The organism is Viridibacillus sp. KH_047, from assembly GCF_057838945.1.
In genome coordinates this window covers 2304010-2325711 of sequence record NZ_CM174479.1, presented here as the reverse complement: position 1 = coordinate 2325711, position 21702 = coordinate 2304010, and the positions used below count along the sequence as shown (strand labels likewise).

Below are 21702 nucleotides of genomic sequence, written 5' to 3'. Positions count from 1 at the left end.
CATACAAGGTTCTCCTTGTATGAGTTTTACCCTTTAAGGGAGGTAGTATAATTGAACATGAACGGATGGAAAGGGAAGCTCTATTGGTTTGTAGAATTTGTGACGATGCTAGCTGTGCTGCAACTAATGTGGATTGGATTAACTATACTAGGTCTAATTATTTTTGGTATATCACCAGCTACTGTAGGATTATTTTCGATCATGAGAAAAAGATTACATGGTCAGGATGATTTAAAAACACTTATAAAAAATTATTGGAAAGTATATAAAGAAGAGTTTATTAACTCAAATAAGATTGGTGTTATTTTGATTGGTATTGGTTATTTTTTAATAATCAATTTGAAAATTGTCTTAAATATGAGTGGTAGTTATAGTTTATTCATGTTGACGTTGATTGTCATGATTACGATTTTGTATGCTGTAATGGTAATGAATATATTCCAAGTGTTTGCGCATTACGACCTACCATTCTCTCGTTATTTTTCGACATCTCTTCTATTAAGTATCTCATTTCCACTCCAAATGCTTGGTTCTATTATCGGTCTCTATGTGTTGTATCGAATTTTCTTATTCATACCAGGTCTACTGCCGTTTTTTGGAATAAGTGTAACGATACTATTTCTCACATGGATGTCATCCCAAATTTTCAAGATAAAAGGCGAATCGGATGGTTCTATACAGAAAGAAGATAAAAATACTAAACAGCAATTTGAAGAAGGTACTATATCATGAAAAATATAATATTAATTAACGCAACAGTTGTTCTTGAAAAAACAATTGTTCAAAATGGTTTTGTTTATATAAAAGGGGAAAAGATTGAGTCAGTTGGAGAAATGGTAGATTGTCCGCTATATAGCGATGTGGACCAAGTGTTTGATTGTACCGGAAAACAATATGTTATTCCAGGTATGATCGATATGCATATACATGGTGCTGCCGGATATGATTTTATGGATTCGACTAATGAATCTTTTGAAGAAATAGCCCATGCACTTGCCAAAGAGGGAACAACTTCTTTCCTTGCAACAACGATGACAAATCCAATATTACATATAAATGAGGTTATTGAAAATCTTGCAAGCTATATGAAAGATAATAATCTTTCAGGTGTGGCAGAGATGTTAGGTATTCATGTTGAGGGTCCATTTATTAATAAGGAACAAAAAGGGGCTCAACCGGAAGGTGCTATTCTAGTGCCTAATGTTAGTTTGTTTAAAGAATGGCAAACGATATCTGGAGACAATATTAAAGTTTTAACATTTGCTCCTGAATTAGATAACCAATTTGAGTTGCTTAAGGAACTTAAAAGTAACGATGTTATTCCATCAATGGGGCATACAGATGGTTCGTATGATGAATGTTTGCAAGCTATAGAACATGGAGTTGAGCATGCTACGCATCTCTTTAATGGAATGAGAGGATTGCATCATCGAGATCCAGGTGTCGTAGGAAGTGCACTTTTAAATGATGATGTTTTTGTTGAAGTCATCCCCGATGGCATTCATTTTCATCCAGACTTATTGAAAATGGTTGTAAAGATGAAAGGGCTTCATAGATTGCTCGTTATTACAGACGGAATTCGAGCAAAGGGAATGTCCGATGGGGTTTATGATTTAGGTGGTCAAAAGGTGACGGTTAATGATGGTAAATGCATTTTAACTTCTACAGGATCACTCGCAGGTAGTATCGTCACGATGAATAATGCACGACTGAATCTCATAAAATGGCTAGGGCTTACTATTCACGAACAACTACAGGTCACTTCTGCTAATCAGGCTAAACGCCTAGGTGTATACGATCGAAAAGGATCTATTCAAGTTGGAAAAGATGCTGATATCGTAGTTCTAGGAGAAAATGGTGCAGTGGAATTGACAATTTGTAGAGGATCAGTTGCTTTTCAACAGAAAGATGCATTCAAATAATGTCAATCTTTATGAAATGATGATATATTGAATTTATGAAGAAGTAAGAAGAGGATGAGTAACGTATGAAACCGTTAGATCAAAAAAGTATTATTCCATTATATCATCAACTAAAGCAACGTTTAGATGCGCGCATTAGAGGAGGTGAATGGAAGCCAGGTGATAAAATTGATTCTGAAAATCGTTTAATGGAGTTGTTCCAAGTAAGTAGAAACACAGCGAAAAAAGCGATTGAAGAATTAGTTCAAGAAGGCACATTGTATCGTGTACAAGGAAAAGGAACTTTTGTTTCGAAACCTAAATTTGAACAATCACTAGGTGGTTTTTATAGTTTTAGTCGAGTTTTACAAGAACAAGGCCTACATCCAAAAGACCATGTGCTTGAAGTGAAGGAAGTCGAGCCATCAGCGACTGTAAGGCAAGGACTACAGCTTCCAGAAGGTGAAATGGTCGTTGAAATAAAACGATTACGCTGTGCAGAAGATGAGCCTATCATTCTTGAATCATCATTTATGCCTAAGTCAGTTATTCAAGATATGTCTGTTTTACATGAAGTTGGCACGTTTTCCCTTTATGATTTATTGGCTGAACGTTATAACGTGATAGTTGTTCGAGCTAAAGAGGCTTTTGAACCTGTTCTGATTCGAGAGGAAGAAAGTGTACTTCTAGAGACAGAAGTCGGTAAGCCTGCTTTACTATTGGAACGAACAGCTTATGATACGAATAATCGCCCAGTAGAATTTTGTATTTCAATTGTACGTGGTGATCGATGTAGATTTTACACTGAGCTTCATTAATACTCATAGAATTTTCTATGAGTTTTTAAATAATTAAAGTTAACCCAACAACCCATCTAATAGGAGGAAGAAATTATGTCATTAGTTACAACGAAAGAAATGTTAAAAGACGCTTACGATAATCATTATGCAATCGGTGCATTCGGTGCACACAATTTAGAAATTATTAAAGCAGTAATTGCAGGCGCTGAAGCAACAGGTTCACCAGTTATTCTGCAAACTACTGCAAGCACATATAAATATGTAGAAATGCCATATATGATTGCAATGGCAAAAGCAGCTGCCGAACAAGCAAAAGTACCAGTAGCACTTCATCTTGACCATGGTGAATCATTTGATATTGTGATGGAATGCTTACGCGCAGGATATACATCTATTATGATCGATGGCTCAAGACTTCCATTAGAAGAAAATATTGCGCTTGTTCGTAAAGTAACGGCTGCAGCAGATGCTATCAATGTGCCAGTAGAAGCGGAACTAGGAACAATTGGTGGTGTAGAGGATGATCTTGAACTTGAAGAGTCTAAAGCATTTTTCACTGATCCGGTAATTGCTGAACGATTTGTACGAGAAACTGGAATCTATTCATTTGCCCCTGCATTTGGAACAGCACACGGAAATTATAAAAAAGAGCCAAAGTTACAATTTGATTTACTAGAAGAAATTCAAAAATTAACAAATATCCCTCTAGTAATGCACGGAGCATCGGGTGTACCAGATGCTAGTCTAAAAAAAGCATTAGATTATGGTGTTGCAAAAGTGAACTTCTCAACTGAATTGAAAGACATGTTCGCTGAAGAAGTTCGAGCATTTTTTAAAGAAAATCCTAATGAAAACGACCCACGCAAATATTTCATGCCTGCACGTGAAGCGCTTATTGAATTAGTAAAAACAAAGATTGTTACTCTACAAAAATGATAACAACTATCACGTTAAATGCAGCAATCGATCAGGTGTATGAAGTTGATTCGTTAGCTGTTGGAGGTACGAATCGAGTTTCAACCATAATTCAAGAAGCGGGCGGTAAAGGGATTAATGTTGCAAAGGTTCTGAAGCGTTCTGGAGCTGACGTTACTGTCGGTGGGTTTGCAGGTGGTATTAATGGTGAGAGAATTCGTCAGTTACTTTTGAAGAAAAGTATTCCAAGTGAATTGATTCAAGTAGAGGGTGAAAGCCGTGTCTGCTTAACAGTGCTAGATTCAAAGAAAAGTAAAGTAACAGAATTACTTGAGAGTGGTCCAGAGATTACAAAGCAAGAATGGCAATCCATGCTTAGTTGGATAGATGAGCAATCTAAGAATGTGAAGTGGTTTGCATTATCAGGCAGTTTACCGAAAGGCTTACCAACAACGGCGTATGCTGAACTTATTGATATTATCAATTCAAACGGAGCAAAAGTGATTCTTGATTCAAGTGGAGATGCTTTGCAAAATGGCATTAAAGCAAAACCTTTTGCTATTAAGCCGAATGAATTTGAAATTGCGACAATTCTCGATAAAGCAACTGTAAATGAAACTGATCTACTTGATGTAGGAAAACGCTTTGTAGATGATGGAGTTGAGCATGTTTGTTTTAGTTTAGGAGAAAAAGGTGCGATTTTTGTCAATCAAGATGGTTATTTCAAAGCAGATGCACCAAAAGTAGAGGTCGTTAACACAGTAGGAAGTGGAGATGCCTTTGTAGGTGGATTGTTATATGGATTAGCTAATGATGAAGAACCTTTAATAGCATATAAAAGAGCATTAGCATGTGGTTCAGTCAACGCGATGTATAGCAAAATTGGTTTCATTGATTCGCAACAAGTTGAAGAATTAATGGCACAAATTACAATTATAAAATTATAGATTGGGGAAAAGAAATATGTATACTTATAAAGAAATAACTGGTCAAGGCGAACAACTTCAAAAGACTCTTGAAATTGTAGAAAATTTAAATCTTGAAATCGGAAATGTAGATCAAGTCTTATTTACAGGATGCGGAACATCATATTACATTGCAGCTTCTGCAGCTAAATATTTCCAAACGGTGACAGGCGTATTTGCTTCAGCAATCCCTGCATCTGAATTATTCCTTCATACATCTTCATGTATAGTACCTGGGAAAAAATATCTTATCGTTGCAATTTCAAGATCAGGAACTACTTCAGAAATACTTATTGCACTTGATCATTTAAAAGGCCATGCTGACCTTAGCACAATGGCAATTACATGTAACGGTGATACGCCGATGGCAACTGCAGCAGATAAAGTGATCGCACTTGACCATATTTCTGAAAAAAGCGTCGTAATGACTCAATCATTCTCAAATATGTTGTACGGTCTACAAGTATTTGCAGCAACACAAGCAAATTCAACACACAATTTAAATGAGTTAAAACAAATACCACAATTAGTTGCAGATGCGTTAACAAATGAAGACTTAACAAAAGTTGTTGCTGAGGATCTTACTAAAACTCGCATTATCTTCTTAGGATCTGGTTCATATAACGGTATAGCGAAAGAGGCAACACTAAAATTAAAAGAGATGACGCAAACAGAATGTGAAAGCTATTCTAATTTAGAATTTAGACACGGTCCTATTTCAATAGTAGATGAAACTACAGTTGTAATCTTGATGACTCAACTAGAAACAGCTGATTATGATCAAGCACTAGTTAGAGATATTCAAAAACTGGGTGGCTGTGTACTTACTATTGGTACAACACCTGAAGGTTTTGAAGCGGACCATATTATTAAATTGACTGATGAAATTAGCGATTTAAATAGACATGGAATTTATGTTCCTTATCTGCAATTGCTTGCGTATCAACGTGCGATTCATCTTGGATATAATCCAGATAAGCCTCGTAACCTTACTCAAGTTGTTAAATTGGCGTAATTGGATGGTGAATGAAGATGGAATACATTTTAGCAGCCGATGTTGGAGGCACTAAACTTGCTACAGCTTTGTTTCGCAAAGACGGGACAGTGGTGGAAGAAATCGTAATACCAAGTGAAAAACATGACGGCGAAAAACTATTCCATTCACTAGTAGATTCTTTTAAGAATCTACTAGTGAATTCATGTGTGTACATGGACGATGTTATGGGAATTGCATTGGGAATTCCCGGAATTGTAGACTCTGAAAAAGGGATAGCAGTTTTTCAAAATAATCTACCTTGGAGAGACTTCCCATTAGCAGATAGACTAGCTATTGAGTTTCCAGAAACTCAGATTAAAATAGACAATGATGTGTATATGGCTACTTGGGGAGAATATACGAACCGAGGATTTTCTAAAGAGTCTATGGTTTATGTGACACTGAGTACTGGCATTTCTTGTTGTTCGATTCACAGAGGCGAGTTTTTAAGAGGAGCTGGAATGGCAGGGGAAATAGGATTTAGCCTAACAGACAACCCAGAGACAACGCTTGAACCTCTAGTTTCTGGTCCTGCATTGGAATCAAAAGGGCGAGAACATTTTAATAATCCTACGTTGAAATTACATGAAATGATGGAATTATATTATCAAGGTGACGAGGCAACAGCCTCTATCATAAACGAGGCAGTTACATCGTTAGCTAAAGAAGTACATCAAATTATGGTCTTTTTAGATCCGCATTGTATCGTTCTAGGCGGTGGTGTTTTCAATCATCATCCAGAGCTGATCAAAGCAGTTAAGAATGAGGTCAGAAAGTACCTTAGCCATCCATTATTAAAAGGCAAAGAAGAGCGTATCGAAGCTAGCGTATATAAAGGTGAAGCCGTATTACGTGGTGTTGCCTCAACAATAATAGAAGAAAAAAGATAAAAAATTAACCCCCATCCAGATTACTGGGTGGGGGTTTTTGTTATCTAATGCGACTCTTAGTTTCTTTATCAAAGAAATTACTTTTTGAAAGATCGAATGCAAGTTTAATTTTTTGACCTGGTTGGATTAGTGAATCAGAAGATAATCGAGCAATATATTGTTGACCCTCGAGAGCAGAGTAGACCATCAATTCTGCACCAGTTAATTCAGATACTTCAATATTTGCCTCAACTGTAGACTCAGTATGTCGAGCTAGTACTAATGGATCTTCAGAAATATGTTCAGGTCTAACACCGAGAATAATTTCTTTACCGTTATAGCCTTGGCTATTTAAGATTGCTAGTTGTTCTTGAGGGATTTTCAATAAGATACTTCCAGCTTTGAAGTAACCACTATCGATTGTGCCTTCAAAAAAGTTCATTGCAGGTGATCCAATAAAGCCGCCTACAAATACGTTTTCGGGATTCTCATATACATCTTTTGGTGTACCAATTTGTTGAATTAGACCGTCTTTCATAACTACAAGGCGTGAAGCCATTGTCATCGCTTCAGTTTGGTCATGTGTTACATAGATTGTTGTCGTTTTCAAACGCTTATGTAATTTTGCAATTTCTGCACGCATTTGAACACGCAATTTTGCATCCAAGTTTGATAACGGTTCATCCATTAAGAATACTTTTGCATCACGAACGATTGCGCGACCTAGTGCAACACGTTGTCGTTGTCCACCTGATAATGCTTTTGGTTTACGATCTAAGTAGGGCTCTAAATCAAGAATACTCGCTGCATTTTTCACACGTTTCTCAATTTCTGCTTTTGAGAATTTTCTAAGCTTTAAGCCGAACGCCATATTGTCATATACACTCATATGAGGATATAGTGCATAGTTTTGGAACACCATTGCGATATCGCGTTCTTTTGGAGGAACATTATTCATAGGTTTTCCATCAATGCTAAATTCCCCTTCAGAAATCTCTTCAAGTCCTGCAATCATACGAAGTGTTGTCGATTTCCCACATCCAGAAGGACCTACAAGAACGATAAACTCCTCATCTTGGACACGCAAATTGAAATTAGAAACTGCTGTACTTCCGTCATCATAAACTTTAAAAATATCTTCAAGAACCATTTTCTCCATATTAAGCACCCCTTTAATATCAATATCTCTTTATATATTAAAGTTTAACAATCATAGGCGAAACATCATATGTATAATGTGCACAATTTTCTGACATGTTAATTGTGCTCATTGTCTTCATCTTCACTAGCTATCAAACTTGCACAATATGAAACAAGCGCTCCATCAAAATACCGTACAGAGATACCAGTAATATCTTGGAACTTTGTAAGGCGATATTGGAGTGTATTTCTATGCACATGTAATTCTTTAGCAGTAACTGAAGCATTAAATCCATTCTCAAAAAAAAGCTGAACTGTTTGAAGTAACTCCATATCATATTCAATTGGCTCTAATACTTCTATCCGGATCATCTGTTTCATATCGTCAGACATTTGTTCAATTAGATTAATAGGGAAAGTCTTTTCCATCGTATAGATTTGTTCAGTTTGATTTCTTTCAAGGCCTTTATTAAACCATTCTTTTTCTTTTATAAAATGACTAGAAAAGGGTGTAACTGTCGAATGGAATTTTCCGATATACATCTTGACCTTTAAGAAAAAATCACTTTCAAGTGCAACGATAAAAGAAGAGAAATCATCAAAAGTATGTATATAAGAAGCTTTCTGTTCAATAAGGACGGCTTCATGTGTAGAAATAAAAATAAGTTGCATAGCATCATTAAAATATGCTTGAACAGCTTGATTCAAATCGGAGTTTAATATGTCATCAGCTTTAAAATGAAGTTGGATAATACGAATATTACAATCCTCTTTTAAAGGAGAAGGACCACTTTGTAATAAAAATTGAATCCATTTTTCTGAGATAGCATCATTACTAAATAGAGTAGGTTTAATCTCTTTAAAAAGTGAAGTTAACAAAGCATAATCACGAGCTGTTAATTCTTTTCTGTCGACGGTCATCCAAGTCTTGTTGAATTCATTATGGAATACATGAACATTTTCCTTAATATTGACGGGACATTCGCTTAGTAGATTGATAGAAGGAAAAAGAGCTGCTAAGTTGGTTGACATTTTATGTAATCTCCTGTCCTGAAGCTATTACAGCCTATATTTATAGTAAAGTAATTTGATATTAGGAAATGCAAATCTAAAGTAAACATTCCTATTTCCTATTATAAATCACAGAACTCTATTTGACATAACTGAACAGTTAAAATATTTGAAAGATAAATAATAGTTATTTTTATTTATAATTAAGCATACCTATTATTAAGGCTAGGAGTGTATTAAAAATGACGAATTTAGCATTGAGAAAGAAGCATATTATCGTAATTTTATCGATCTAATAATTTTAAACAAAAGTCAATAGATATTGGTTTTATAGGAAGGGGAGAGAGTATTTGAAGAAGGTTATGCTTAGTTTCTTAATGTTTATAGCATCCATAGTGTTTCTTACACCAGTAGAAATGTTGGCAGCTACAAATGAATATTATATTTCAAAGGATAGTGAAAATGTTTCCAAAGGGATGTATTATGCAAAACCAAATGGCAAAGCAAAAATGGTTGTTAAGTTTACTCGTTATAATACTAATAAAAAGGTGAAGAAATCACTCGGATTAAAGGATTTGACAGCTCAGTATAAACTATCGTCAAAATCTGGTGACCCAATTTATGATTTTGATTGTTCGATATATAAATTGCAAAAAGTCGGATCTAAACTCTACCTCCCAACGCCTGTCTATCGAACTGAAAGTATTTATGGACCAGCAGGAGGATACGCTCTAAAGTTATATGAAATGACAGCTAACGGGAATAAAAAACGTGTGATAAAAGATTATATACCATCGAATACTGTCACTCCTTATAAAATAGAGGGTTCTAATTTGTTTTATGTTACTTATAATAAACAGTCCATGAAGGAATACGATTTAATTGTATATGATCTGAAATCAAAAAAGAAAAAGACTTTGAAGAGATTGGTAGATAGTTTTTGGATGCAGTCGGGGAGTATTTATTACACGAAAAAAGGTAGTTTGTATTCAATGCAACAAGATGCAGAAAATGTAAAAAAATATAAATCGATTGATTACTTATATAACGCTATTGGTTTTGAGGCTAGAAGTTTCGGTGTTACGATAAATGATGTTCTCATTTATTATAGTGGTAGAGATGGTAGGTATTATTATTTAGACACGAATACAGGAAGAAATATTAAGGTGCCTAATATTAATATTTATGAAGGCAATCAGTATATCGACTATTCTTCACAACGCATTTTTTATACAGATAAAGAAGGCGTGAAAATGTATGATAGTAAAATAAGGAAGACTAAGTTGATTAAACGAACAAATAGCATTGTTTATATTCATCAAGTAAAAATGAATGCTAAAAAAATTCAGTATATACAAGGTAATCGGTTGTATGAGGTTGGGTTTTAACAGATGAATTGAAATTATTTAGAGGATTTACTATGTAGGATGTATTGATAATGTTAGTTTCTATACACATCTTTAAAGCTCTTGAACAGGAATTCATTTACTTGAATTTATAAAAAAACGTTTGTATCTCTAAACAGGATACAAACGCTTTTTTCTTTGACAAAAAGGATACATTAATAAAGACATATCCCATGAATCATTTAGTAAAAGGAACTAGAAACTACATATGGTAGTACATTCCATTTATTAATTTACAGGAGCTAAAACTTTATATTCCTCGGGTATATGTAAAATTGTTTCGTAATATGCATGTTTCGTAAATTCTTTAGAGATGTTTTTATTTATTGATTTATATGTTAAATAAGGTTCTTCAATTGGTTCTTTTTTAATAATAGTCTGAACAGATATTGTTTTAGAAGCGTTATTTTTATCTAGTACATCTAATTCAACCCAAATAGGTTTAACTTTATTGTGTAAATAGATTGATTTAATTTTTTTGTTGTGATTTTTATGTATTTCTAATATTTGTGTAAAATCTTGTACATATGTTTTGTTTTCTGGTAATGCATTCATGTATGGCCCTAGATAATCATCTTTCCATTGTTTTTCATTCATTGAAAAATCAGCTTTCATTATATTAATAGATGAAAATACTACTAATGATAGTGTGAAAAAAAAGAAAAGGCCTCTCATTAAAAAGCCGGTAGAAGAAATTGTTTTTTTATTTTTTATTAAATCCATTAGGGAATAAATACCGATTATTATCCATAACAGTTCGGCAGGGATTAATATGAATGCTGAATCGGCTTGTGATATACTTTCTTGTATTTCAATTACTTTATCAATACTAGGCACTTTAAAGTCCTCCAATTTTATGTCATGTATTATTTGTATGAAAATAAAATAATTAACATGCTTTACTTTTTAGCTATACATTATACTATTTCGAAGTTTATGTATATAATAATTTCCTTTTATACTATATTTATATCGAAAATATATGATGGGGATCCGTCTCAGTCATATTTAGGGAGTAAAAATGTGCTAGATGTCGTGAATTTGTTGTAGATTGGCACTAGTATACGTAGTAAATAAAACACATATTAGTTTCATGCACACAAGGGAACTAATTAAGTGATTTACTAATAATATAGAACTTGTGGTCACATAATGCTCCGACAATGTATGCTTCTATAAAGACAAAAGAATTTAGACTCAATGCTGTTTTGTTACCTGTTTACGCAATGATGGTCTTGTTTGTGTATTTACTTCAATTATAGAGCTACCAGGGTTAAAAATGGAGAGTATGCGTTGTTAGAGTTATTAATGAAGACTTTTGATCATTGGTATGTAGTTATTATTGGTGCGACAGGTTTATTAGCAACATTAGTTCCTAGATCGATGATGTTAATGTCTGCAGCCACTATGATCATAACTATTATCGTTGAACCTATTAACCCAAATATCTCAGATAAAAATAAATCATATTCAGCCAAATCATTTGTTGTATTGTTATTATTAATTTGTGCATTCTTCTCAATGAGCGGAAGTGATACATTAGCAACATTGTATTTAACATCTTTTAGTTTAATTACTCAAATGGCACCATGTATGTAACTAAGTTTAAGAAAGAAAAATGGACACGTCCTCTCTTAATTTCTAGGATAAGGACTTAACTTCAATGTGTCCATACATCTATATTAACTCCAGAAAGACTAATTAACTTATATCTTAAGTTTATTAGTTTTTTTCGTTGCTTGTGTCTAGATGATTTCAATATTAAATGATATTTGCACAGGTAGATTAGATCTATATAATCTCCTATTTAAAATGAGTAATTTGAAATAATACTTTTAATTCTAAAGTAACATATAGATTCACAAAAATTTCTTGTATTTTTTAAGTTTATAAATCACAGTAGGCTGACTAATGCCAAGATATTCAGCCATTTCGTAGGTAGTTTTACATTTTTGATAGGCTTTTGAAAGTATTTGAAGTTCAATGTCTTCTAATGCTTGTTTTAGATTACAAGTTTCTTCTATTTCTTGCTTTTCTTTGAAAGGTGAAGAACTACTAGTTGCCCTCATGAAAACATCGAAGTTAGCGGGTAAATGAGCAGGGTAAATAATATCTTCTTCAATCGTAAGAATGAGACGCTCAATTAGATTTTCTAATTCCCGAATGTTACCAGGCCATTCATAGTTTATAAGAACATCATAAGTTGAAGGGTGAATCCTTTTATTTATATTGTAAGTTGTATTCATTTTCTTTGTATATTCTTTTATCAAAAGCGATATATCTTCTTTCCGTTGCAAAAGAGAGGGGATTTGTAGCGGAATAACGTTTAAACGGTAATATAAATCTGAACGAAATAGACCTTCATGCATCATCTCTTCTAAATTCTGGTTAGTTGCAGTGATTAGCCGGAAATTAATTGTCCGCTCCTTTTTACCTCCGATTCTCTTTATTTTCTTTTCTTGTAATACTTTTAATAGCTTTGCTTGCATAGAAAGCGGTAGCTCTCCAATCTCATCTAAAAATAATGTGCCTCCATCTGCCTGTTCAATTAACCCTTCTGAGCCTTGTTTTAGTGCACCAGTAAAGGCTCCTGACTCGTAGCCGAAAATCTCAGATTCAAACAAACTCTCTGGTATTGTACTGCAATTAACTTCTATAAATGGTTCTTTTTGACGATTGCTATTTTGATGTAAAATACGTGCAAATGTACTTTTCCCCACACCAGAAGGACCTAGAAATAAAACGGTAGCATCGGTTTTGGCGATATGATAAATCGTTTTTAATATGTGCTGCGTAGCAGTACTACGTGAAATAATACCATTTTGCCGGATGTCATTTTCCCTTAAATCCTCAACTTCTGTTTGATATCCTTTAACTCTTCGCTCTAGTTTTTCGTATTGCTGTTGTAAGTTCCAAATTTCTGTTTGATCTTGACTATAGCTGATGACATAGCTGATTTCTCCTTCTTTATCGAAAATTGGATAACCAGTAGACATGACAATACGGTTTGTTTTTGTATGTTGCAAAATAGTCTTTTTCTTTTTCTCATTTAAGACAATGGCACCGATTGAAGGTGTTAGTAGACCTTCTTTTTCGAGATCATAAATCGAAGTCCCTATATATGTACCTGGTTTCATCCCATATATCGCCCAATGCTCAGAATTAGATTGTATGATTATTCCACTATTATTGATGATTGTAATATTGTTGTTTGATGTTTCTATAATATTATTTAGGATGACTTCCGTAAATATATCCAAGAATGATAACTCCTTTTAAAAATAGATAGTTTTAATTTAAATCTTAATCAATATTTAGCTTTTTATCAAATTATTAATCAGAAAACTCAAAATTAATTTAATTTTAAATCATTTTTTGTGGTAATAGCTAGCAAATAGTGATTTTAAAGTTGGCATGCTTTTTGCTATATAAGTATATGTAAAGTTCGAAAAACAATTTTTGAGTAGAGAGGATGTTCTATATGACAACGGATTATTCAATTGAAGAACTGAAAAAATTAGACCAAAAGCACTTTTTGCATCCAACTTCACCAGTGAAAACAGAGGATGGGCCAGCCTTCATTTTTACAGAAGGAGATGGTGTCTACTTGTATGATATTACTGGCAAAAAGCTAATCGATGGTATGTCTTCACTTTGGAATGTAAATGTTGGGCATGGTCGTACAGTGTTAGGTGAAGTTGCGAAAGAACAGATGAGCAAATTAGCATACAGTTCTTGCTTTGCAACATTTAGTAATGAACCAGCAATTCGCTTAGCTACAAAATTAGCAGAGATAGCACCTGGTGATTTAAATGCTACATTTTTCACTTCTGGTGGCTCAGAATCTAATGACACAGCTTATAAACTAGCTCGTCATTATTGGATATTAAAAGGGGAAGTTTCTCGAAAAAAAATCATTTCAAGATCGCAATCTTATCACGGTGTAGCAGTTGGATCGACGAGTGCAACTGGTTTAAAGGCATTTCGTGATTTTACAAATTCTAATGCACCCGATTTTGTATATGTAGAGCACTTCTCTACGCAAGCATTACGTGATTTGATCGAGACAGAGGGACCTGAAACAATTGCAGCATTCATCACTGAGCCAGTGCAAGGAGCTGGTGGTTTGCATGTTGCACCTGAGAATTATTTCAAGGAAGTTCGTGCCATTTGTGACGAATACGGTATTTTAATGATTACGGATGAAGTCATTACAGGCTTTGGTCGTACAGGAAAGTTCTTTGGTATAGAGCATTATGATGTAGTACCAGACATGATGTGTTTCGCGAAAGGTGTCACTAGTGGTTATGCGCAGTTAGGTGGCGTAATGATATCGGAAAAAATGCATGCGAAATTTGGAGAGCTTTCGAAAGGAACACTTTTACATGGCTATACTTACAGTGGACATCCAACGGCTTGTGCAATTGCATTAAGAAACATTGAGATTATTGAAGATGAAAACTTAGTTGCAAACTCAGAAGAAAGAGGACTAGAGTTGGTAAAAGGTTTGCAGGATATACAAGAAAAGTATTCTTTTATAACTCATGCAAGGGGCTTAGGATTGATGGCTGGTTTGGAAATTTCTCATGAAGCCGGTTTATTAGCTCCACAAATCGTGGCTGAGTCTTCAAAATTAGGCTTAATTTGCCGTGCAGTTGTACTAGATGGACAAGATATTATCGTCCTATCACCGCCATTATCTATTAGCCAAGAGCAAATTTCCGAATTATTATCAATTTTAGATCATGCGATTCAAGTTGTAGAAGAAAAAATTTCGGCAACTACTCTTTAATAAGGAATGAGGGATGATAAGGATGAGAAAGGATTTATATATCAATGGAGAGTGGTTAGAAGCAAAAGAGTATAGTGAGCTGCTATCTCCATATAGTGGTGCAGTTATAGCACAGGTACCGAAGGCAACTGCTGAAGAGGTAGAGTCAGCGATAGTAGCAGCGGATTATGCACGAGATATAATGGCAAATATGCCTGCCCATCAAAGAGCGAGTATTCTTGAAAATTTAGCACGTTTATTAGAACAACATTCAGATGAAGCGGCGGAAATTATCGCATTAGAAGCAGCAAAGCCAATAACTACTGCTAAAGCAGAAGTAGCACGAACGATTCAAACTTATAAATTTGCAGCTGAAGAAGCAAAACGTATACATGGTGAAACGATACCTGTAGATGCTGCACCGGGTGGAGAAGGGCGTATTGCCTATACTGTGCGTGAACCTCTAGGGATTGTCGCAGCTATTACTCCTTTTAACTTTCCAATGAATTTAGTTGCACATAAATTAGGACCTGCAATTGCTTCAGGAAATACGGTTGTATTAAAGCCTGCAAGTCAAACACCGCTATCAGCTTATTTTATTGGGGAATTATTTGGAAAAGCAGGTTTACCTAACGGTGCATTGAATATTGTAACAGGTGCTGGCTCTTTAATTGGTAATCAACTTGTGAAGGATAAGCGTATTAAGAAAATCTCATTTACTGGAAGTCCATCAGTCGGTATTGGTATTCGTAATCAAGCTGGATTAAAGCGAGTAACTCTTGAGCTAGGATCGAATGCGGCAGTAATTATTGATAAAGAAGTTGATATTACTAAAATCATACCCCGTGTTGTATCAGGTGGATTTGCATTCCAAGGACAAGTTTGTATATCTGTACAACGTATTTATGTACATGAGGATCTATATGACTTATTTGTAGATGAATTTGTGAAAACTGCAAGAGACTTAAAGTTGGGAGACCCACTTGATGCTACGACCGATGTTTCGGCATTAATTAGTCCACAAGATGTTAAACGAACATTAAGTTGGATAGAAGAGGCTAAGTCACAAGGTGCAGTTGTTGCGACCGGCGGTGTAACAACAGGGAATATACTACATCCAACTGTGCTATTAAATGTAGAATCAGCGCAAAAAGTATCTTGCCAAGAGGTATTTGCCCCTATAGTTTCTATTATGAAGTTTGCTTGCATTGATGACGCATTTAAACAAGTCAACGACTCAAGATATGGCTTACAAGCTGGCATTTATACAGAAAATATACAAGTCGCATTAAAGGCGACGAAAAAATTGCAAGTAGGTGGTGTCATCGTTAACGATATACCAACATTCCGCCTAGATCATCTACCATACGGGGGGGTAAAGGAGAGTGGAATGGGACGCGAAGGATTAAAATATGCTATTGAAGAAATGACAGAGATGAAGCTCGTGGTTTTCAATCAAAATGAATTGGGTTAGGAGAGAAAAAGTATGATTATTGGTGTACCTAAGGAAATAAAAAACAACGAAAGCAGAGTAGGAATTACTCCTGCTGGTGTAACAGCCTTCAAGAAAAGTGGACATGAAGTAGTTATAGAAACAAATGCGGGCTTTGGAAGCGGCTTTACGGATCAAGATTATATCGAAGCAGGTGCGTATGTTACTACTAGCGCGCAAGAAGCGTGGAATGTTGATATGGTTATTAAGGTAAAAGAACCAATTGCTGAGGAATATGGATATTTTAAAGAAGATTTAATCATCTATACGTATTTACATTTAGCACCTGAAGCGGCGTTAACAAAGGCACTAATCGAGAAAAAGGTAACTGCTATTGCTTATGAAACGATTCAATTAGATACAGGTGTTTTACCATTATTAACACCTATGAGTGAAGTTGCTGGTCGAATGTCAGTTCAAATTGGCGCTCAATTTTTAGAAAACTCTAAAGGTGGTAAAGGTGTTTTATTAGGGGGGCTACCAGGAGTTTCCCCAGCGAATGTAGTCATTATTGGGGGAGGAATTGTAGGCACGAATGCTGCAAAAATGGCAGTAGGATTAGGAGCAAATGTAACAATATTAGATGTTAATATTGGGCGCTTACGTCAATTAGATGATATGTTTCAAGGGCGAATTCGCACACTCGCTTCGAATGTGTACAATATTGCTGAAATGGTAAAGACGGCTGATTTATTAATTGGCTCTGTATTAATTCCTGGGGCTCGTGCACCACAACTAGTTTCAAAAGAAATGATACAAACAATGCAACCAGGTTCTGTAGTAGTTGATGTTGCAGTTGATCAAGGCGGCTCGATCGAAACAATTGATCGTATAACAACGCATAGTAATCCAACTTATGAAGTGGACGGGGTAGTACACTACGCTGTTGCAAATATGCCAGGTGCGGTTGCACGTACTTCCACAATAGCTCTAACAAATGTAACAATTCCATATGGTTTACAAATTGCGAACAAAGGTTACCGTCAAGCAGCGCTAGACGATCAAGTTTTAGCGAAAGGTATTAATGTAGTAAATGGTAAAGTAGTATACAAGGCAGTTGCAGAAGCACATAATTTACCATATACGAACTTACAAGATGAACTAGAGACAGTAGTAGTAATAAAATAATGAAAGTAAAAATAGAGCCTTAGAAGTAATAGAATTTGCTTCTAAGGCTCTATTGTATGATTGAAAACAGAGCATCTTGGAACAGAAGATTTTTATCGAGAAGAGTCAGGAGAATGTAAATACTTTGAATTCTCAATTCCATTAACTAGAAGATCAATGAAATAGAGAATTATTAAATTTATCAAAGAAAAACGAGCCAATAGGAATACCTTGGCTCGTTTAGTATTTAAGGTTTTTGAGAGAGCTCTGCAAAAAAATATTAGCTTGGGAACCAGCCTATTGGTTCAACATTTAAGCGAATATTAATTTGTTTAACTTCTTGGAAATCTTCTAAACCATATTTTCCTAAGCTACGACCAATGCCACTTTGTTTATACCCACCCCAAGGAGCTTCTACATATGTTGGGTGGTAATCATTTATCCAAGTAATACCAGCACGTACTTGTTTGATGACGCGAAGAGCTTTTGCTCCATCACTAGAGAATACACCACCTGCAAGGCCAAAGTCCGTATCGTTTGCTAGCAGAATAGCGTCTTCTTCTGTAGTGAATTTTTGGATAGTTACTACAGGACCAAAAATCTCTTCACGAACAATACGCATATCGTTTGTCACATCTGTAAATACGGTAGGTGCGATAAAAAAGCCTTTATCCAATCCATTTTCTGTCAGACGATAACCGCCAGCAGCTATAGTAGCGCCTTCTTCTTTCCCAATTTCAATATAGTTTAATATACTATTCATTTGATCTTCACTAACAATAGCCCCTACATCAATGCCATCTTCAAGTCCTGGGCCAACTTTGATTTTGTTTGCACGTTCAACGTATCGTTTTACATACTCATCATAAATACTTTCTTCTACTAAAATGCGGCTACCGGACGAACAGACTTGACCTGCTCCAAAGAAAATACCGAATAAGCCATAATCAACAGCTGTTTCAAGATCTGCATCTGCAAAAATAATATTAGGAGATTTTCCACCTAGCTCAAGTGATATTTTCTTTAAATTTCCAGCAGCGGCACGCATAATTTCACGACCAACATTTGTACTTCCCGTAAATGAGACTACATCTACTTCATGACTTTCGGCTATTGTTTGTCCTACAACAGAACCACGACCGAACACCATATTAGCAACACCTTTTGGCAAGCCTACTTCATCCATAATTTCGAATAGCTTCATTGCTGTAACTGGTGTTACTTCCGCTGGTTTATAGACAATTGTATTTCCAGCAACAAGTGCAGGTGCTATTTTCCAAACACTCATTAGAAGAGGGAAGTTCCAAGGGACTATTAAACCTGCCACACCAACTGGTTCCTTGACTACCATAGCTTGTACATTATCAGGAACCTGATATGTTTCACCATCAGGGTGTAGAATCAGACCAGCATAATAGCGGAAGCAAGTTGCCGCGTCGGCAATATCAAAACTTGCTTCCTCTTTGCGTTTCCCATTATCCATAGTCTCTAGAATAGTTAATTCCTCAGCACGTTCATCAATTTTATCAGCTATCGCATTCAAAATAGCAGCGCGCTCATGAGTTGATTTACTTGACCAAATACCACTATCAAATGTCTCGCGAGCTACACGAATAGCTTCTTCGGTTTCTTCTTTACTAGAGCGTGGTGCATGCGCAATTACTTCTTGGTTTGCTGGATTGATGACAATATTTATATCATCCGAAGAAGTTGATTTCCATTCCCCGTTAATATAGTTTTTTAATTTTAATACACTAGTTGTTACTGTCATTATTTTTCCCCCTAATTTGTTTTAAATTTTAATGGCAATTTTCTCAGATTTTGCACGTGAGCAGCAAGTTAAGATAGAGTTCCGATTTTTTCGATTTTCTTCCGATAAAAATACATCTCTATGATGAACCTCACCTTCGGCAACATCTAACTCACAACTACCGCAACCACCAATTTTACACGCATGCGGCGCATCGATACCTGCTTTTAACAAGGCGTCTAATAGGGATTCGTTTTCTCCGACATGAATCGTTTTATTACTTTCCACCAGTTCTACTATGAAGGCATTTTTGGGACGGTCATCTTTCCCTGTCGAGAATAGCTCATGGTGAATAGTTTTAAAGGGATAGCCAGATGATAAAGCGGCATCACGATATTCCTGCACCATTTTCAAAGGACCACAGAAATATACATGTGTACCAATCCGATGATTAAGCATAGATGTTGGAGACATTCTTTGTGCATTTTTACCACGAGAAAAATAGAAATGACAGCGATCTCCATATTCAGCCTTTAATTGTTTGTAAAAAGCACATTGTTCCTTTGTTCGAGCTGTATAATGCAGTTCAAATGTCTGACCTTCTTGTAAATCTTTCATCATAGTTAAAAATGGTGTAATGCCGATTCCAGCAGCATAAAAAACATGATGTCTGCCTTGGTAACTTAATGGGAACTGGTTTTTAGGAAAGCTGATTTCGAGCGTATCACCTATTTGAACATGCTCATGCCAATAAATAGATCCACCACGAGAGTGATCATCTTTACGTATTGCAATTTCATAGTAATTCCGCTCTCGTGGCGCACTGACGAGAGAATATTGCCGATCTAAAATTTCTCCATCTCTATTAAGAAACGTTTTTAAATGAGCGCCGCCGGTAAAGGCTGGTAACGGTAAATTATCTACAGGAATAAAACGAAAACGTTTCACAAAATCAGTCTCCTGTATAATACGATCTACTTTGACTGGAATAGTACCTGCTACTCTCATTTACTCAACTCCCGACTTTTTGATATTGATGTACTGGAATGAATGGATATCCAATATAACCTTTTCGTATGTTTGAAAAGAACGGACCTACTTCTAAATGAGCTTTACAACTACATTGTACTGTTTGTTCTTGAAGGGGAATTTGTGATGTTTGGAAACACTTCATACAATATATATAACGTTTTTTTTCACCAATAATATATGTTTGTATTTCATCTTCAGAAGCTCCTTCTGCCACTAGAAGTGAAAAAATATGATGTGCATTATCCCAATTGCAAGAAATATAAAATTGAGTACCCATCTTTTGAGAAATAATAAACCGACGAATATTTTCAGTATCATCTAATTTTGTGAATTGAAGTGAAGTTGTCGGCATACTATTTGTCTCTTTTGAAAATGCCTCTATCTGGCTTTTTCCATTTTCATCAAACAGTATAGCGATTTTAGTACGCTCAGGAAGAAGTGAAAATTGCTCGACTAGTGAGCTGGATTGATCAAATAAAACAGGACTGTTATACATCTAAACATCCTCCTTTTTTAGCTTTCCTTTTCCGTCTTCACGGCGCATATATTCGACAGATTGCGCTAAAAAAGGCGCAATCCCTTTATACTCAGCCATGTCTTTCGGTATATCTTGTAATACGCTAAAGGTCAAATCAAACCATTCCTGTCGTAATTTTAAATCTTTTAGTGGTAAAAACTGCGTATTCAAAACGAATAAGATAGCATTACTTCTTGGCATGCTATAAAATTTTTGTTCTTCTACACGAAGACGTACAAGTTCACCTGCATTTTCAGGCGTAATCAGTTCTCGTTCTGGTGACCAAATATCCATCGTTTCATAATTGACATCCCATCGGTTGGCCATTAGATTCCAGTTAATACGTGTCCATGGCTCACCGGGTTCAATCGCTAGTAGAAATCGACGAATGCGTTCTGCAAGATGATCGCCTTTACGGGATACAAATGGAACAGGAGCATGAATTTCATTAAATGACATTCCAGTATTCCAGTTCGCTGAAAATAGGGCTGCATAAGATACTTGACCGACTTCTAAATAGAAATTATCATCGCGATGTACCATTAATACGAAATCATTATGAAAATGACGACCGATATAATCTAGAGGTTCAAGGCTTAAAGTGGAGGAATCCCCAAAGACAAATGAATCTTCCTCATCTAAAATTTTATTTCTAAATGTCCAATTTTCATTTTCTTTAACGACTTCAAAATGCTCTGGGTAGCGGTTAACAGCCATATCGATAAGCATTTCGAGAACTTCCCATTGCATTTCATGTGTATGTGGAAATGATTGGAATCGAATATGTGGCTGTTCTTCTAATAACTGTCTTTTTGTACGAACTTGAAGCTCGTACTCTGGTGTAATTTCAACACAGTTTACATTTTGAAGTTTACGTAAATCATTTGAATAGCGATAGTTACCAGATGTAAATGGAAACGGAAATGTATCCAAATCTGTTGTTTTAAAATCTAGCCTTTGTGTAAACATATAAATATTCTCCCTTCACTA

The 21702-nt window shown here is 35.4% G+C and carries 20 protein-coding genes; 12 read left to right on the top strand and 8 right to left on the bottom strand.

All coding sequences use genetic code 11. From position 1 onward, the window contains the following. Window positions 1-57 precede the first annotated feature (57 nt). The 7 genes from AC3IS5_RS11545 (at window position 58) to AC3IS5_RS11515 (ending at window position 6507) form a co-directional block, all read left to right on the top strand. Complete coding sequence (locus tag AC3IS5_RS11545) at window positions 58-732, top strand: YesL family protein (protein ID WP_489427869.1); 675 nt, start codon at window positions 58-60, stop codon at window positions 730-732. After that, window positions 729-1922 (top strand): N-acetylglucosamine-6-phosphate deacetylase, encoded by a 1194-nt coding sequence (nagA, locus tag AC3IS5_RS11540; protein WP_489424549.1) that lies wholly within the window; start codon window positions 729-731, stop codon window positions 1920-1922. Before AC3IS5_RS11545 ends, nagA begins: the two co-directional genes overlap by 4 nt. Before the next feature lie 65 nt (window positions 1923-1987). After that, window positions 1988-2719: a GntR family transcriptional regulator gene (locus AC3IS5_RS11535; RefSeq protein ID WP_489424548.1), complete on the top strand. Its 732-nt coding sequence runs from the start codon at window positions 1988-1990 to the stop codon at window positions 2717-2719. 75 nt (window positions 2720-2794) lie between these two features. Next, entirely contained in the window at window positions 2795-3637 is an 843-nt protein-coding gene (locus tag AC3IS5_RS11530) for a class II fructose-bisphosphate aldolase (protein WP_489424547.1), read from the top strand. Continuing rightward, entirely contained in the window at window positions 3634-4563 is a 930-nt protein-coding gene (gene pfkB, locus AC3IS5_RS11525) for a 1-phosphofructokinase (protein ID WP_489424546.1), read from the top strand. The genes AC3IS5_RS11530 and pfkB overlap by 4 nt, the downstream gene beginning before the upstream one ends. A gap of 16 nt (window positions 4564-4579) precedes the next feature. Then, a complete protein-coding gene (locus tag AC3IS5_RS11520) occupies window positions 4580-5596 on the top strand; it encodes an SIS domain-containing protein (RefSeq protein WP_489424545.1) in 1017 nt (338 codons plus the stop codon). Between the two features lie 17 nt (window positions 5597-5613). Continuing rightward, on the top strand, window positions 5614-6507 hold the full coding sequence (locus AC3IS5_RS11515; RefSeq protein ID WP_489424544.1) for an ROK family protein: 894 nt from the start codon (window positions 5614-5616) through the stop codon (window positions 6505-6507). 40 nt (window positions 6508-6547) lie between these two features. Here AC3IS5_RS11515 and AC3IS5_RS11510 read toward each other — a convergent pair whose 3' ends face one another. Beyond that, window positions 6548-7645 carry an ABC transporter ATP-binding protein gene (locus AC3IS5_RS11510; RefSeq protein ID WP_489424543.1) on the bottom strand — a complete coding sequence of 366 codons (1098 nt, stop codon included), beginning with the start codon at window positions 7643-7645 and terminating at the stop codon, window positions 6548-6550. A 98-nt stretch (window positions 7646-7743) separates the two neighbouring features. Beyond that, entirely contained in the window at window positions 7744-8658 is a 915-nt protein-coding gene (locus AC3IS5_RS11505) for a PucR family transcriptional regulator (protein WP_489424542.1), read from the bottom strand. A gap of 329 nt (window positions 8659-8987) precedes the next feature. Here AC3IS5_RS11505 and AC3IS5_RS11500 point away from each other — a divergent pair, with 329 nt between their 5' ends. After that, on the top strand, window positions 8988-10025 hold the full coding sequence (locus tag AC3IS5_RS11500; protein ID WP_489424541.1) for a hypothetical protein: 1038 nt from the start codon (window positions 8988-8990) through the stop codon (window positions 10023-10025). A 246-nt stretch (window positions 10026-10271) separates the two neighbouring features. Here the strand turns inward: AC3IS5_RS11500 and AC3IS5_RS11495 are convergent, their stop codons facing one another. Further along, window positions 10272-10880, bottom strand: coding sequence for a hypothetical protein (locus AC3IS5_RS11495; protein WP_489424540.1), 609 nt, complete (start codon window positions 10878-10880; stop codon window positions 10272-10274). Window positions 10881-11336: 456 nt separating this feature from the next. Between AC3IS5_RS11495 and AC3IS5_RS11490 the strand changes: the two genes are divergently transcribed. Continuing rightward, a complete protein-coding gene (locus tag AC3IS5_RS11490; RefSeq protein WP_489424539.1) occupies window positions 11337-11642 on the top strand; it encodes a hypothetical protein in 306 nt (101 codons plus the stop codon). Window positions 11643-11902: 260 nt separating this feature from the next. Here AC3IS5_RS11490 and AC3IS5_RS11485 read toward each other — a convergent pair whose 3' ends face one another. Further along, the gene (locus AC3IS5_RS11485) at window positions 11903-13303 is read right to left on the bottom strand and encodes a sigma-54 interaction domain-containing protein (protein WP_489424538.1); all 1401 of its coding nucleotides are present in this window, start codon (window positions 13301-13303) and stop codon (window positions 11903-11905) included. A 221-nt stretch (window positions 13304-13524) separates the two neighbouring features. On the opposite strand from AC3IS5_RS11485, the gene AC3IS5_RS11480 reads away from it, so the two are divergent. From AC3IS5_RS11480 to ald, 3 genes are read left to right on the top strand one after another with little or no spacing between them, the layout of a single operon-like run. Then, a complete protein-coding gene (locus AC3IS5_RS11480; RefSeq protein ID WP_489424537.1) occupies window positions 13525-14835 on the top strand; it encodes an aminotransferase family protein in 1311 nt (436 codons plus the stop codon). A gap of 13 nt (window positions 14836-14848) precedes the next feature. Beyond that, on the top strand, window positions 14849-16288 hold the full coding sequence (locus AC3IS5_RS11475; RefSeq protein ID WP_489424536.1) for an aldehyde dehydrogenase family protein: 1440 nt from the start codon (window positions 14849-14851) through the stop codon (window positions 16286-16288). 12 nt (window positions 16289-16300) lie between these two features. Next, entirely contained in the window at window positions 16301-17434 is a 1134-nt protein-coding gene (gene ald / locus AC3IS5_RS11470; RefSeq protein WP_489424535.1) for an alanine dehydrogenase, read from the top strand. Between the two features lie 259 nt (window positions 17435-17693). Here ald and AC3IS5_RS11465 read toward each other — a convergent pair whose 3' ends face one another. From AC3IS5_RS11465 to AC3IS5_RS11450, 4 genes are read right to left on the bottom strand one after another with little or no spacing between them, the layout of a single operon-like run. After that, window positions 17694-19184 carry an aldehyde dehydrogenase family protein gene (locus AC3IS5_RS11465; RefSeq protein ID WP_489424534.1) on the bottom strand — a complete coding sequence of 497 codons (1491 nt, stop codon included), beginning with the start codon at window positions 19182-19184 and terminating at the stop codon, window positions 17694-17696. 21 nt (window positions 19185-19205) lie between these two features. Then, window positions 19206-20171, bottom strand: coding sequence for a PDR/VanB family oxidoreductase (locus AC3IS5_RS11460; RefSeq protein ID WP_489424533.1), 966 nt, complete (start codon window positions 20169-20171; stop codon window positions 19206-19208). 4 nt (window positions 20172-20175) lie between these two features. Continuing rightward, a complete protein-coding gene (locus AC3IS5_RS11455) occupies window positions 20176-20691 on the bottom strand; it encodes a hypothetical protein (protein ID WP_489424532.1) in 516 nt (171 codons plus the stop codon). Continuing rightward, on the bottom strand, window positions 20692-21681 hold the full coding sequence (locus tag AC3IS5_RS11450) for a heme-dependent oxidative N-demethylase family protein (protein WP_489424531.1): 990 nt from the start codon (window positions 21679-21681) through the stop codon (window positions 20692-20694). Window positions 21682-21702 lie beyond the last annotated feature (21 nt).